Below are 14,204 nucleotides of genomic sequence, written 5' to 3' on the forward strand. Positions count from 1 at the left end.
AATTCGTGTTAATTAGTGTTAAATTTGTCGCGTGACGGCTGCTGTCTTCATTACCTATAATACTATTCTCTTGTATCTCAAACTAGCTTCTCCGAAATTTACCAATATTCCAAGCTTATTGCCTGATGCCGCAAGATAGTTAAGTGTCTGTGCAATATGCTGATCGGTCAAAGCAGATATTGCTTTTACCTCAAGAATAATTTTATCCATTACTACAAAATCAGCAAAGTAACTGTGAGCGAGTAATTGATCTTTGTAGTAAATCTTATACTCTCTTTCTCTCTTAAATTCTATTCCGGCAGTGTAAAACTCATGTTGCAATGCATCTTTATATACCGCCTCAAGGAATCCGCATCCTAAACTCCTGTGCACCTCAAAGCATTTCCCGATTATCAGATAGGATTCTTCTTTGTATATAAGATTGTCGGTCATATAGGCCTTTTTTAATTAAACGAATTATGTCAAATCGTCAGCACGATGATTCCCCCGATGGTCATGAGCATGCCGATGATGGTTTTGAGGGTAAGGGGTTCGCCGCCAAGGATGATTCCCATAAGTGCGCCGAACAGGGGTGAGGTAAAAGCAATGGGCATTACTTTGGTCAGGGGGGCTCCTTTGATGGCCGCATAAAAACAGAGCATCCCGACTGAACCGGCAACCACCCCGCCGCCGATGACCATGTAGGTCAGCGCTTTAGGCCCGGCAGTGGCAATTTTACCCCAATGGGGAAAACTGACCACCCCCAGAATGATAAGCGCGACAAATGTCCGGATGGTGATGCCAAGCTGAGGGGGGAGATTTCCGAGGTGAAGCCCCTTTTTTTCAAAATATCCGCCGATTCCCCATGCCATTGCTGTTAAAATTGCGTAAATAATAGGTTTATATGATTCCATAAAAATCGCTGTAAAAGTGAAAAAAATACCCTCAAATTTACCGAAAATCCCCCGCCTGCCGGAGTAAATTCGGCTTTTTCACCCCTCTTAACCGGGGAAACTTCTGCGGAATCTTTCTTATATTTTCATATTGTTTTTATCGATTTTAGGCAATTTCCGGTCAGGAATCTGCCCCAAACTAAAGCAGGATGATATTTGGATAAAGTACAGTTTTTTAACGATTCCCTTAAAGAAAGCAGCGAAACCAAACTGAAGATCATGGCTGAGTGCCGTGAGCCGGTTCTGGGTGCAATTGATGCTCTGGTTGCTGCATACAAAGCAGGTCACAAACTGCTCCTCTGCGGCAATGGCGGAAGCGCTGCTGACTGCCAGCACATCGCAACGGAGTTTATGATACGGCTTAACCATAAGATTGAACGGCCGGCACTTGCTGCCATCGCGCTTACAACAGACTCTTCCAATCTGACTGCGGGGGGCAATGACATCGGTTATGAAAATGTTTTCGCGCGGAATGTTGAAGGGCTCGGTGCAAAAGGTGATATGCTGATAGCTATTTCAACCAGCGGAAATTCACCAAATGTGATTAAAGCAGTTGCGAAGGCAAAAGAAAAGGGAATGGTAACCGTCGGATTTCTTGGAGGCAGCGGCGGTAAACTGAATGACCAGGTGGATATACCCATTGTTATCCCATCCTCCAACACGCAGCGCATTCAGGAAGGGCACATTACGGTGGCCCACATCATCTGCGAACTGACAGAACTTGAATTGTACGGATAATATATATCCGGACACTAAACGCATCATAGAATACAGGAAATGAATCATGGAAAAAAGAATATATAATTTCAGCGCGGGACCGGCGGTGCTCCCTGAACCGGTTCTTAAAGAAGCACAGGAACATCTCTTCACGCTTCCGGGTGTGGGTATGTCCATTCTGGAAATCAGCCACCGCTCAAAGAAATTTGACGAGATTATTGCCAATGCGAAAAAGGATATGGCAGATCTGCTTGGTGTGCCTGATGACTATGCAATCCTCTTTCTTCAGGGGGGAGCATCATTACAGTTCTCAATGGTACCGATGAATCTGATGCCTCCGGTTAATAAAGCCGATTATATCGTAACAGGAACCTGGAGCCAGAAAGCAGTAAAGGAAGCAAAGCGTGTTGGTACGGTTAATATTGCCGCGTCAACTGAAGCAGAAAACTTTAAGAGAATTCCAGCACAATCAGAGTTAAAGCTTGATCCTGAAGCAGCGTATGTTCACTTTACCTCAAACAACACCATCTTCGGAACACAGTGGATGAGTGAGCCGGAGGTAGGCAATGTACCGCTCATATGCGATGCATCATCAGACATCCTCCACAAGCCGATTGATATACGCAAATACGGTCTGATCTACGCCGGCGCGCAGAAGAATATCGGTCCTTCGGGTGTTGTTCTGGTTATCATCAGAAAAGACCTGCTTGAGCGCTCACAGAGCACCCTGCACACCATGCTGAACTATAAGATTCAGGCGGAGAATGATTCTCTCTACAATACACCGAATACTTTTGGTATATATATCATCAGCTTAGTCGGCAAGTATCTGAAAGGACTCGGCGGCCTGGAAGCAATGTATAAGATGAACAAGGAAAAAGCCGGTCTGCTTTATGATTGTATTGACAAGAGCGGCGGTTACTTCCGCGGGCATGCTGAAAAAGGATCCCGTTCGCTTATGAATATCACCTTCAATCTTCCGAGTGAAGAACTGGAAAAGAAGCTGATCTCCGAGGCAACCAAAGCCGGCTTTGACGGCCTGAAAGGACACCGTTCAGTCGGCGGTCTCCGCGCATCAATTTATAATGCATTCCCGAAACAGGGAGTTGCGGATCTGGTTGACTTCATGAACACTTTCATGAAGAATAACGGATAATACTCATTATCAGGGGCGGAGCATTTTTTTCCGCCCCTTTACAATTCTCCTGCATTACATAGAAAATTTACATATAAGAAAGAGCGAATCATGAAAAAGACAGCGGGACTCCTTCTGCTGGTATTGCTATTTGCCGGCTGCGGGTCAGACGAAAAACCGTTTGAAGTATATAATCCGGAAGTATTTTCCTTCTTCCTTGATGAGGATAATCTCTGGGAAGTTAACGCCAGCGCGCAGGTGCGCGGTTTTCAGCAGAATGAAGAGAATAAGCAATTCAGACATCACATATCATTTTCGGTTGATCTGATTCTCTCTGACGGAGCTAAAAAAGAAGGGGTTTACTCAGGCGATCTGCAGGATATGCTGAGTGAGAGAATCTCTGATCTGCAGCTTGAAGCTCAGTTTGAACTGGACAGCACCTATACCGCTCCCGGTTATAAGCTGGTATGGAATGTGAAAGACGAACTTTCTGGAAAAACGATAACGAAGGAATCTGAGTTTAAACTCAGCGAGGAATAAGAGAAACAAACAGTATATATGACATCAAGAGAGATCAGACAGCAGTTTTTAGATTTTTTTAAGAGTAAACAGCATACCATTGTGCCGAGCGCACCGGTGGTGCCGTTTGATGACCCCACTCTGCTTTTTACGAACGCAGGAATGAATCAGTTTAAGGATGTATTTCTTGCAACAGGAAGCAGAAGCTACACACGCGCGGCGGACACACAAAAGTGCATCCGTGTCAGCGGAAAGCACAATGACCTTGAAGAAGTAGGGCATGATACCTATCACCATACCTTCTTTGAAATGCTTGGCAACTGGTCATTTGGTGATTATTACAAGAAGGAAGCTATACGCTGGGCGTGGGAGCTGCTTACAGAGGTCTGGAAACTGCCTAAAGACCGTCTTTATGCAACAATATACCGTACCGATGATGAAGCAATGGAGCTTTGGAAATCAGAAACGGATATAAAGCACTCTCATATATTAAAGTTTGATGAGAAAGATAATTTCTGGGAAATGGGAGAAACCGGTCCATGCGGTCCATGTTCAGAGATTCATATCAATCTGAGTGATAATCCTAATGATCCGACCTTAGTAAATGCCGGCTCGCCGCTTTGCATGGAAATCTGGAATCTGGTTTTTATTCAGTATAACCGTGACGAAAACGGCAAGCTGCATGAGCTTCCCGCAAAGCATGTGGATACCGGAATGGGTTTTGAGCGCGTTACCGCGGTGCTGCAGGGGAAAAGCTCCAATTATGACACCGATGTATTCATGCCGCTTATTAACGCTGTTTCACATCTCTCTAATGTGAAATATGAAAAAGAAGAAGATCAGATCCCGATGCGGGTTATTGCTGATCATATACGCACGCTTTCTTATGCTATTGCAGACGGCGCTGTGCCGGGCAATGAAGGCAGAGGATATGTGCTGCGCAGAATACTTCGCCGTGCTTCGCGCTACGGAAGAAAACTGGGTCTTAAAGAACCATTTTTATATAAGCTGGTTGATATACTGAGCGAAACCATGGGTGATGTATTTCCTGAAATTGTTTCACGCCAGGATCATGTAAAGCGAATCATCAAAGCTGAAGAAGAAAGTTTTAACAGAACGCTGGACAAGGGTATATCTCTTTTTGAGCACATTGCTGCTGAGATGAAAAAGCAGGGGAAAAACGTTATCCCCGGTGAAGATGCATTTAAGCTGTATGATACTTTCGGTTTCCCTGTTGATCTTACGCGGGTTATGGCTCTTGAGCAGGGGATGAGTGTGGATGAAGCCGGTTTCGAAAAGCTGATGGAAGAGCAGAAGAACAGAGCCCGCGAGGCTTCAAAAGAAAAGTTTGCTTCCGTGAGCGTAAACCTTACAGGACTGGATGGCTTTTCACTTTTCGGCGCTGAGCAAACGGTATTCACCGGCTATGAAGATCTTACCTCTCATGCAGTCATCAAAGGGGTGAAGAATGAAGATGAGGCAGGATATATCATTCTGGATAAAACTCCCTTTTATGTTGAAGCGGGGGGACAGATTGATGATACCGGTACTATAAAAGTAGCCGAGTATCAGCTTGAAGTGGTTGATGTGGCAAAGATTGAAGGTAAAACTGTTCATGCCGTAAAAAATGAAAGCGGCGCGCTGCTTGAACCAGGCATGGAAATCACCGCATCTGTTGACCGCTCCCGCAGATATGAAATCATGCGAAATCATACCGCAACACATTTAATGCATTCGGCATTAAGAAAAATTCTCGGTACCCATGTCGGGCAGGCTGGTTCCTATGTCGGGCCTGACCGCTTACGGTTTGACTTTACCCATTTCTCAAAAGTAAGTCATGATGAGCTGAATGACATAGAAGCAATGGTCAATGACTATCTGCTGCAGAATATACCGCTTCAGCATCACCGCAATATGCCATTTGACGAAGCAAAGAAGATGGGCGCGCTTATGTTCTTTGGTGATAAATACGGCGACTTTGTGAATGTGGTGCAGTATGGTGATTATTCAATAGAATTTTGCGGCGGAACGCACGTCCGCAATTCAAGTGAGATAGGATTATTTAAAATTATCAGCGAGTCATCCATATCAAGCGGTGTAAGAAGAATTGAAGCGGTAACCGGACTTGGTGTTGAACGGTGGATCCGCCAGCGGCTCGAAAAAGAGCATGAGCTTGAATCGCGCATACTTGAACTGACTTATACACGGAAAAAACTGGAAAAAGAGATTAACGATCTGAAACTGAAAGAAAAGCTTTCTCTGCTTCCGGCATTGCTCCGGAATCCGCAGACTGCTGCCGGAGTTTCCATATATACCGGAACGATTGATGATGCATCAGTTGATGATCTGAAATTCTTCGGTGATGAGTTCCGCAACCGTATGAAGGAAGGAGTAGGGCTGCTTGCTTCAGTTCATGAAGGCAAAGTGGGTCTGGTCTGCGTTGTTTCCGATACGCTTATCAAAGAAAAGAAACTCTCAGCCGGAAAGATTGTAGGAGATATTGCGAAAATCCTTGGCGGCGGGGGAGGCGGCAAGCCGCATCTTGCAACGGCAGGCGCGAAGGACACAAGTAAAGTCGGTGACGCACTCAAACAGCTTTCCGCCATTGTTGCCGGATATCTTTCCTGATTAAAATCTTAAAGTAAGAGGGGTGAGGTCAACAGGCTTCACCCCTTTTTTTATGCTGTAAATACGGTATCTGTTTCCGCGATTCAGTATTAAGTTTTTTCCTGCAATTATCCCTTTTGAATCTTGCATATTTCCCATAACTTTAAGAAACTATCTTGAGGAATTCATGAACCGGTTTGTTTCCGTTTTTATACTTCTTGTTTTTGCTTATGCAGTTCCGGTCTCCGGGCAGTGGGCGAATAATCCTAACAACACCTTTGCCGTCTGTGATACCACAGGAGAGCAGGCGCTGGCAAAGATTGCAGTCCGGCCTGATGGCGGCAGTTATGTGAGCTGGTTTGATACCCGCAACGGAGGTTATGCTGTTTATATGCAGAATCTTGATCTCCATGGCAACAAACTCTGGGCAAGCGGAGGGCTGCTCATCAGCAATAATCCGCAGAATACTTCTCTTGTTGATTATGATCTTGAAGTTGATAACTCAGGAAATGCTATTGTGGCATTTACCGATATTCGTGAAGGTTCACTGAAACCGTATGTATATAAAATCAGTCCTTCAGGTCAGTATCTCTGGGGCGGAAACGGTGTTGGTCTCTCCACCAGCACAGCATATCAGGCAGATCCCAAAATAGCCGTGCTTAATAATGGAAACATTGTTGTTATATGGATAATTGCACAGAACCCCTATAAAATCGGGATGCACCTGCTCTCTCCTGAAGGCGTAAAACTCTGGGGTGATGAACAGAAAATGCTTAATGACCCGACAGCAGGCTTCAGTTACCCTGATGTTGTTCCTTCAGACAGCGGTTCATTTATGGTACTTCATACCGTAACAACCGGCAACTTCCCGGCACAGACGGTTAAACTGAGAGCACAGAAAGTTTCTGCCGCAGGCACGGTGCTCTGGTCAACACAGGTGCAGGATAACGGAAGAATAGCTGCATTCTCAAAACCAAAAGTCATCAGTGATAAACTCGGGGGAGGAATTATTGCATGGCATGATGACCGTGATCAGAATAACATTCAGGCACCTTTTGCCCAGCGCGTGAAAAGTGACGGAAGCATTGCTTATCCGGTTAATGGCGTTGAACTGGCTGCGTTTAACAACCAGCATAAGTTTAATCCCGTGGTGAGTTTTGATCCTGCTGATCAGAATTTATTTGCATTCTGGCTGGAAACAGACGGCAATCAGAATTCACACGGAGTTTCAGGACAGATGGTTAATGCATCGGGCTCACAGCAGTGGGGTGCGGCAGGAAAAATATTTAAGCCGCTTTCCGCTCCGTTCACCATCAGTCTCAGTTCGTTTAATACCTTCTGCGGGGCGGGACGTATATATGCCTTTTATCTTAACGGGACGACCGGCGGAATGAATAATTCGGTTGAGGGATTCGCGGTTAATACCAACGGAGATTTCCAGTGGACCGGTGACTTTGTAACACTTTCTGCCCAAAGCGCATCAAAACTGCAGATGACAGGCGGCATAGACCCGATGGGAAACAGTAAGCTGGTCTGGGGTGATACCCGCACCGGAGATGCCGGTATATACGGGCAGGATATAAGTCCGGGCGGCCAGCTTGGCAATCCGGTTATCCCTGTTGAGCTGGTTTCCTTCCGGGGGTGGTATGAACAGGATGCTGTTCTTCTGAACTGGTCAACTGCAACGGAGACAAATAACAGCTTTTTTGCGATTGAACGCAGAGGAGATGCTGATAAGGAATGGACAGAAGCCGGCAGAGTCGCGGGTGCCGGTACTGTTACACAACCGAGGAATTATGAATTCCGCGATCAGGTTCCGGCAGGGATATATACCTACCGCCTGAGACAGACTGATTTTGACGGCACGGTATCTTACTCAGCGGAAATTGAAGTTGATGCATCTGTTCCGGCTGAATTCATGCTGTATCAGAACTATCCGAATCCGTTTAATCCGTCAACTGTGATAACATTTTCACTTCCGGAAGCAGGTCAGGTATCATTAAAGTTATTTGATATGCTGGGGAGTGAAATCGCTGTACTCGCGCAGGGTATTTACTCAGCCGGCAGGCATACTGTTGCGCTAAATGCTGAATCACTCTCAGCAGGAGTATATTACTACCGCCTTTCTGACGGCAGCGGTAATGTGATGACCAGAAAACTGATGCTGGTGAAATAAACCCTGACGTATATTCTCTTAAGGGTTCTTTTAATATCAATGGGCATTGATGAAGTTTGAAGATTTAAAGTCTTTTCCATTCTTAATTTTTGCGGTGGCAGGCACTTCGGTGCTTGCCTTCCTGCTTTTCTATCCGCTTCCGTTTCTTGCAGATGACTATTTTCTGATTTACGCCGCGAAGCAAAATCCTTTTCCAATTTTTTCTGACTGGATTGGAGGGGAATCCGGTATGTACAGACCGGTGATTATCCTCAGTCTTGCTGTTCAATATTTCATTCATGGCAATGATCCAACGGGATTCTATCTGCTTAATTATGTGATTCACATATTGAATAGCCTTCTTTTATACTATGTTCTTAAACGGGTATTCACTGAGCATCTGGACATTTCGGATAATTATGCATTTACTGCTGCTTCTGTTTACTTCTTTCTAAGGATGCAGGGGATGACTAATATTTTCTGGATAAGCGGGCGGACGGAGCTTTTCAGTGCGTTCTTTGGTTTACTGGCGGTTTATATTCTGACCAAAGAGAAAGCCGGAATAAAAGAATATACTTGGTCTGCTTTATTGCTTCTTCTTTCATTGTTATCGAAAGAAACGGGAATATTATTTGTGCCGTTGATAGCCGGTATGATCTATTTGCAGACTAAAGAGTTTACTGTTTCCATGTTCCGGCAGATGCTGCCGATGGCTTTTATCTTAGTGTTGTATATTTTACTGAGAGAGTTTGCACTCGGACAGGATTTTCTTAAACAGTTCCCTGAAGTCAGACTCTTTACAAAAGGTTACTGGACAAACGGATTAGGTTCCCTCTTCTATTTTACCGATTTATCAGAAGTTAATTTTTTCCGGAAGTTTTATCATGTCAAGGGGTGGATAATAGCGGTATTTACTATGCTCCTTTTGGCCGGAAGCATGCTGGGGTTATTTTATATAATTCGCCGAAGAAGAGTTATTCTTTTCAGTCTTTTGATTATGGCATCTGTGCTGGGACTGGTGCTTTACTATAATTACTATCCGAATTTCCGGCTGTCGTATATACAGTCTATCCCGTCAGTCGGAGCGGTTGTCATTTTACTTTATTCATTTCCTAAACGTTTAAAGAAGGTTTTTGTTTATATTCTTCTCATAGCGATGACCTTTTCAGTTTATAATGAAATGCTGGCAACTGAAAAAATAGCTAAACTTGACCGGGAAGCCAAAGAACTTTTTATGAATACGGAAACCGGAGAACGGGATGTATATGTAATGCCTGCTCTAAACCATTTGTCCCATAAATGGTCAGCCATCCTGTTTGAATATACTACTACTTTCTGGAAAGTGGGAATTATTGATCCTTTTAAGACGAAAAACCGGTTTATCCGTACACATTACTATGACAGCAATGCAGCAGATAGTGTCATCTATAACATTCACTATACCCGGATTGACTCCGTTACTCTAGTTGCGGAAATTACCAATGCCATGGGACGGTTTAAGGAGTATGCTGAAAATTATGCTGAAGTTTATCATAAAGATTCAACTATGGTAATAAAATCAAGCAGTGTGACTAACTACCGCCGGAACCGTTCTTATGGCTACAAGATAGAGATACTGTTTGATTATGAGCGCGTCACCCGTTATTCCCCCATGGTGTATATCGGTACCCGCTATGGAGCAAAGTTGGTTTTATTAAAAGACCTGCTTGATGGTAAGGTAAAAATATAGAAGTAATGACTTTATAAAAAAAAGCGGCTCAAATCTGAGCCGCTTTTTTGTTTTGAAGATATTGTTTACTTCATCAGTATCAGTTTTATGGTCTGACTTTGTCCGTTTGATGTCAGCCGGGCATAGTAGACCCCGCTGGTCAGTTTATAGGAACCGGCATTCAATATGGCTGTATGGCTCCCGGCTTCGTGATAACCTGAGGCAAGTTCTGTTACCGTGTTTCCGAGAACATCATAGAGTATAAGTTTTGCGATACCGGCGCCGGAGAGAGTATAGTTTATCGTAGTTGACGGATTAAACGGATTCGGAAAATTCTGCCGCAGGGTAAAATCGCCGCTCTGCAGGACTCCGGTCTCAGCAGCGCTGGTAAGGACACTGGTGTAGGTGGCTGCCACATCATCAATGCTGATATTAATTTGATTTGTCCTTTCATAACTTACCATCATATGTCCGGTTTTCAGCCGCTCAGAAGGATTAACAATAGTGCCGGTCATAACCAAAACGTTATCCATATACAGCCGCACTACCTGATTTGAACCGCTGGTGATTACCTCAACTTTTGAGCGTGTGCCGGGAACATTTGAGGATGTTCTTGCCACAATTACCGGTTCATAAAATCCGTCCGCGTAACCGATATAGACGCTGTCATCCTCCCAGAAAACGGTTATATAGTGCTTCAGATCAGACCCGCGGGAAACAGCGCCGACTCCGTCTGAGCCGAGTGTTCCGGATCCGGTTGCTTCAAAGGTAAAATCTCGCACTGCTCCGACCGGAGGAGCGGCAAGAAGTGTGGTCGGATTAACGCCGTTATAGGTGAAGTTAAGTTTCCCTCCGGAAATATTTACCGACTGTGCAATTACGTTGAAATCACCGAACCTGCTCCAGGGTGAAATAGGATTGCTGAAGTCGTCCGAGAAAGAACCCGGAGTTGATACATACGGATTGTAATTTATTTCAATCTCATCCAGTGAAATATTGTACGGATTACCGTCTCCAAGGACGGAGATATACATTGAACCGGAGAAAAGGGAAGGGTCTGCATTGGGGATTGTGCCCTGATAGATAGTTGTCCCGCTGATCTGCACGGCTACTATCAGATCATTACCTGAGCGGATACCGCTGAGCTGCATTCCGGTATATACGGAAGGCATGGGTCCGGAATAGAGCATGGTATAGCTTGGGTTGGGGTAAGATTGTATATCAACCGTGTAAAAAACCCTGACCGTATCATTTTTTATCACCACGCCAATTTCAGATTTGAAACCCGCCCTGCCAATAGCTCCCTGAATAATATTATCGGAGCCGCTGCTGTTGATCCGGTAAGTAAAATCACCGGTTGTGGCCCCAAGCGGAAGCATGATATTTATCATATCCTGTGAGGCAGTGCTGATTACCATTCCGCCGTTCTGTACGGAAACATCAACATCGGCTGAAAATACTGCGTATCCTTCCGATCCGCCGTTATCAAATGTCTGAAAATAACGGTGTGAGGTTACCTGTGATGAGAGGGGAAACGCCAGAGCTATGATAAGTATGATGAGTTTTGCTGTGAGATTCATGATTACCTCCTGTAAGGTATTGAGTAGTGTGTGAGTGTGAAGCCGGGATTTCTGCTCCTGCCGGTTGAGCACGAATTATTCTGATAATTCAGTTGGGCAGGGCTTTGGTCCGGTCGGAAAGGTTTGAGAGTAAAATTTAATTCAGGGAACAATCTTGAGGGAATGAAAGATACCGGCACTAAAAACCCGCCGTCAGTTAGAACTGCCGGAGCCCCATAAAACTCTGTTCTTGCATTGTGCATAATTACTGCTCTTCATTAGGGAGAAGAATTTCAGTATCTGTTTTATTTAAAATACAAAAGGCACCGGTTTCACGGTGCCTTTTAAATCACACAATTGTGTGAAGAATTATTTCATCAGAACCATCTTTTTGGTCATGACAACAGCATTATCTGCTGTCAGACGGTAGAGATATATTCCGCTCGGAACAGTAAGACCGGTAATGGATTTTGCATCCCACTGGGCGCTGTAGCTTCCCGCAGACATCTGCTGATTTACCAGAACGTTTACTAACTGACCGTCAACAGAGTAAATTTCCAGACGGACTTTAGCATCCTTTGCAACCGCAAACTTAATAGTAGTTGTCGGGTTAAACGGATTTGGATAGTTCTGTGCCAGAGTAAATGTTTCCGGGGTGGTATTTGATTCCTGTTTTATGCCAACGATATTATACATAATCTGATAATATCTCCAGAGAGTATCAGCAAGCGCGATATCGGTAGCTTCTGCCCAGTTGGTTAAGCTTGCATCGGTAATACCAAAGTTCGGACCAAACCCGCGGGTACCCTGACCGTTACGGTGGCAGGCAGCTGCGCAGGTATTAATCATACCGTTGGTAGAAGTTGCCAGATCAAGAGTAGCACTCGGACGAATAACGGTAAAAGCATGGCTTGAAATGTCATATGCTTTTGCAGTGACCGCGGTGTGGGTCATATGGCAGTTTGCGCACTGTGACATTGCCTGCAGGTGCTTTGAGTGATTGTTTCTTCCGTTGGTTTCGGCGGCTTTATCAGCATGGCACTTTACGCAGCCAACACCCGGAGTCATGGAGTTAAAGTCTTCTTTCAGCTGATGAGGGAATGCGGTTTCCTGATGAGGATCATGGCAGGTAACGCAGGTCATTCCTGAACTTTCACTGAAGTGAGCTGAAAATTTGTAATCCTGAGACTGCTGGTGATGCTGTTTTGAGGATTTTCCGTCAGGCCAGAGACCCGGAGCTTCAATGATGTAATTGGCGAGAGTTTCGCCGGGCTGGAATACTTTTCCGGTTGCTTCGTCATAAGGATATTCATGAGTTCCGGCATTGCTCTTTCCTCTGAAGTGGCACTGAGCGCAGACTTCAAGTTTTCTGTCATAACTGAGGCCAGTAAGAGGGTTGGCATGTCCGCCGCCGGCAAATCCGGTTGTATGACCATGGCAGGATTCGCATCCAACAACAATATTCTTTACTGAATTGCTGTTTGCCCATCCATAAACCCAGGAGGTATCACTTCCGTTTACTACTTTGTTAACGGTGTTGGTATTAGTGCCGGGAACAACGTGGCATCCTGCGCAATTTTTATCCCAGGACTTTGTTCTGAAAGTATTGTCAATTGGTTTTAATGCACCAGTGGAGGTGAACCAGTTTTGCGGATTATAGCTAACCCATCCGCCTGATGAATTATCTTTATATTTATTCAGGTTCCACTGAACCGGAGGCATATAATAGCTGTCGCCGATCTTAACCAGATAGCGCTGTTTCCAGCCGCCGCCATAAGTGAAAACAACCTGATACTCAACCATACTGCCGGAAGCAGGATTCAGCTGGATAAAATAATTAGATCCGTCAACGCGGAAGGTTACCGTTGCGTTTCCGTAGGAAGCACCCATGGAAACGGTCTGGGTATAATTTCCCTTCATTGTTGTGGCTGAAGGGGGGAGATGAATCTGGCTATGGAGAGTTGCTTCCCAGCTTGAAAAACCGGGGAAACTTCTCAGCGGGCCGCTGTGGCACATCTGGCAGTTTTCAACACCCTTGTAGTTCTGCGGAACCGCGAGGGAGGCAAAAACAAATACTAGCAACAGTATTTTGTGTAACATGAGAACCTCATTCGTATTATTTATGATGTAAAACTTTACTGGCTGATTTACTGAAAATTCTGAGTCGAGTCACTTTCGCAGAATATCCACCTGTAATCAGCCTGCTGAGATTTTCTATCAAATATTGAACCAAAATTCCTTTGAAATTTTACGCCTATTAACATTCCGCAAGAATCCCTTATTTTAAGTGAGGGAAAGTTCAAATCTTTTCCCATTTTATGGAAAAACCGCTGCCCGGACCGGGTAAAAGACGGTTTACTTTTTTACTATCAATGTATCAGAAAGAATCTATGGATGCAGGACAAATTGTAGTTTTACTCGGAATCGGTCTGGCGGCTGGTGCAGCGAGCGGGCTGCTGGGAATTGGCGGAGGTATTCTTATAATACCCGGGCTGGTTTTTTTGCTTGGCTTTTCACAGAAAATGGCTCAGGGAACCTCACTTACTCTTTTGGCTCTGCCGATAGGTCTTCTGGGGGTCATGAATTATTATAAAGCCGGTTTTGTTGATATAAAAGCGGCTCTTTTTATGGCGGTTACGTTTGTGATTGGCAGTTATTTTACTTCAAAGATTGTGGCAGATCTGCCCGAACTTACTGTTAAACGGATTTTTGCCGTGTTTCTGTTTCTTTATGCCATGAAGCTGTTTTTTAATAAATAAGCGAATTCCGCTGACGGACGTATTACCCAATCAGTGTGGAATCTCCGGCATGGTTCGGGCGTCCAATATGCATGCCGGAAGATGTTTTTTCCGGAAAATTTACCTCATTCATT

At 44.7% G+C, this 14,204-nt stretch carries 11 protein-coding genes; 7 read left to right on the top strand and 4 right to left on the bottom strand.

Translation table 11 applies throughout. The features are described from left to right. Positions 1 to 54: 54 nt before the first annotated feature. Both HRU80_04730 and HRU80_04735 read right to left on the bottom strand, forming a co-directional pair. Positions 55 to 432 carry a GxxExxY protein gene (locus tag HRU80_04730; GenBank protein ID QOJ28217.1) on the bottom strand — a complete coding sequence of 126 codons (378 nt, stop codon included), beginning with the start codon at positions 430 to 432 and terminating at the stop codon, positions 55 to 57. 29 nt (positions 433 to 461) lie between these two features. Beyond that, complete coding sequence (locus tag HRU80_04735) at positions 462 to 893, bottom strand: EamA family transporter (GenBank protein QOJ28218.1); 432 nt, start codon at positions 891 to 893, stop codon at positions 462 to 464. A 195-nt stretch (positions 894 to 1,088) separates the two neighbouring features. On the opposite strand from HRU80_04735, the gene HRU80_04740 reads away from it, so the two are divergent. From HRU80_04740 to HRU80_04765, 6 genes are all read left to right on the top strand, one after another. Next, a complete protein-coding gene (locus HRU80_04740; protein QOJ28219.1) occupies positions 1,089 to 1,670 on the top strand; it encodes a D-sedoheptulose 7-phosphate isomerase in 582 nt (193 codons plus the stop codon). Positions 1,671 to 1,716: 46 nt separating this feature from the next. Beyond that, positions 1,717 to 2,805 (top strand): 3-phosphoserine/phosphohydroxythreonine transaminase, encoded by a 1,089-nt coding sequence (serC, locus tag HRU80_04745; GenBank protein QOJ28220.1) that lies wholly within the window; start codon positions 1,717 to 1,719, stop codon positions 2,803 to 2,805. A gap of 90 nt (positions 2,806 to 2,895) precedes the next feature. Next, positions 2,896 to 3,324 carry a hypothetical protein gene (locus HRU80_04750; protein ID QOJ28221.1) on the top strand — a complete coding sequence of 143 codons (429 nt, stop codon included), beginning with the start codon at positions 2,896 to 2,898 and terminating at the stop codon, positions 3,322 to 3,324. An 18-nt stretch (positions 3,325 to 3,342) separates the two neighbouring features. After that, positions 3,343 to 5,931 (top strand): alanine--tRNA ligase, encoded by a 2,589-nt coding sequence (gene alaS, locus HRU80_04755; protein QOJ28222.1) that lies wholly within the window; start codon positions 3,343 to 3,345, stop codon positions 5,929 to 5,931. Between the two features lie 166 nt (positions 5,932 to 6,097). After that, a complete protein-coding gene (locus HRU80_04760; GenBank protein QOJ28223.1) occupies positions 6,098 to 8,086 on the top strand; it encodes a T9SS type A sorting domain-containing protein in 1,989 nt (662 codons plus the stop codon). A 49-nt stretch (positions 8,087 to 8,135) separates the two neighbouring features. Beyond that, complete coding sequence (locus HRU80_04765; protein ID QOJ28224.1) at positions 8,136 to 9,794, top strand: hypothetical protein; 1,659 nt, start codon at positions 8,136 to 8,138, stop codon at positions 9,792 to 9,794. Positions 9,795 to 9,859: 65 nt separating this feature from the next. Here HRU80_04765 and HRU80_04770 read toward each other — a convergent pair whose 3' ends face one another. Together HRU80_04770 and HRU80_04775 are read right to left on the bottom strand one after the other, a co-directional pair. Continuing rightward, positions 9,860 to 11,353: a T9SS type A sorting domain-containing protein gene (locus HRU80_04770; GenBank protein QOJ28225.1), complete on the bottom strand. Its 1,494-nt coding sequence runs from the start codon at positions 11,351 to 11,353 to the stop codon at positions 9,860 to 9,862. A 348-nt stretch (positions 11,354 to 11,701) separates the two neighbouring features. Beyond that, a complete protein-coding gene (locus HRU80_04775; GenBank protein ID QOJ28226.1) occupies positions 11,702 to 13,432 on the bottom strand; it encodes a T9SS type A sorting domain-containing protein in 1,731 nt (576 codons plus the stop codon). 290 nt (positions 13,433 to 13,722) lie between these two features. Between HRU80_04775 and HRU80_04780 the strand changes: the two genes are divergently transcribed. Continuing rightward, entirely contained in the window at positions 13,723 to 14,091 is a 369-nt protein-coding gene (locus HRU80_04780; protein ID QOJ28227.1) for a sulfite exporter TauE/SafE family protein, read from the top strand. The last annotated feature ends 113 nt before the right edge of the window (positions 14,092 to 14,204 follow it).

The sequence above is a fragment of the Ignavibacteriales bacterium genome (assembly GCA_015709675.1).
Taxonomy (GTDB): Bacteria; Bacteroidota; Ignavibacteria; order Ignavibacteriales; family Ignavibacteriaceae; genus H2-BAC3.

Bases quoted from the DNA above. Each gene is read 5' to 3' on its own strand.
- HRU80_04730 (QOJ28217.1), bottom strand. From the start codon at position 432: ATGACCGACAATCTTATATACAAAGAAGAATCCTATCTGATAATCGGG.
- HRU80_04735 (QOJ28218.1), bottom strand. From the start codon at position 893: ATGGAATCATATAAACCTATTATTTACGCAATTTTAACAGCAATGGCA.
- serC (QOJ28220.1), top strand. From the start codon at position 1,717: ATGGAAAAAAGAATATATAATTTCAGCGCGGGACCGGCGGTGCTCCCT.
- HRU80_04750 (QOJ28221.1), top strand. From the start codon at position 2,896: ATGAAAAAGACAGCGGGACTCCTTCTGCTGGTATTGCTATTTGCCGGC.
- alaS (QOJ28222.1), top strand. From the start codon at position 3,343: ATGACATCAAGAGAGATCAGACAGCAGTTTTTAGATTTTTTTAAGAGT.
- HRU80_04760 (QOJ28223.1), top strand. From the start codon at position 6,098: ATGAACCGGTTTGTTTCCGTTTTTATACTTCTTGTTTTTGCTTATGCA.
- HRU80_04765 (QOJ28224.1), top strand. From the start codon at position 8,136: ATGAAGTTTGAAGATTTAAAGTCTTTTCCATTCTTAATTTTTGCGGTG.
- HRU80_04770 (QOJ28225.1), bottom strand. From the start codon at position 11,353: ATGAATCTCACAGCAAAACTCATCATACTTATCATAGCTCTGGCGTTT.
- HRU80_04775 (QOJ28226.1), bottom strand. From the start codon at position 13,432: ATGTTACACAAAATACTGTTGCTAGTATTTGTTTTTGCCTCCCTCGCG.
- HRU80_04780 (QOJ28227.1), top strand. From the start codon at position 13,723: ATGGATGCAGGACAAATTGTAGTTTTACTCGGAATCGGTCTGGCGGCT.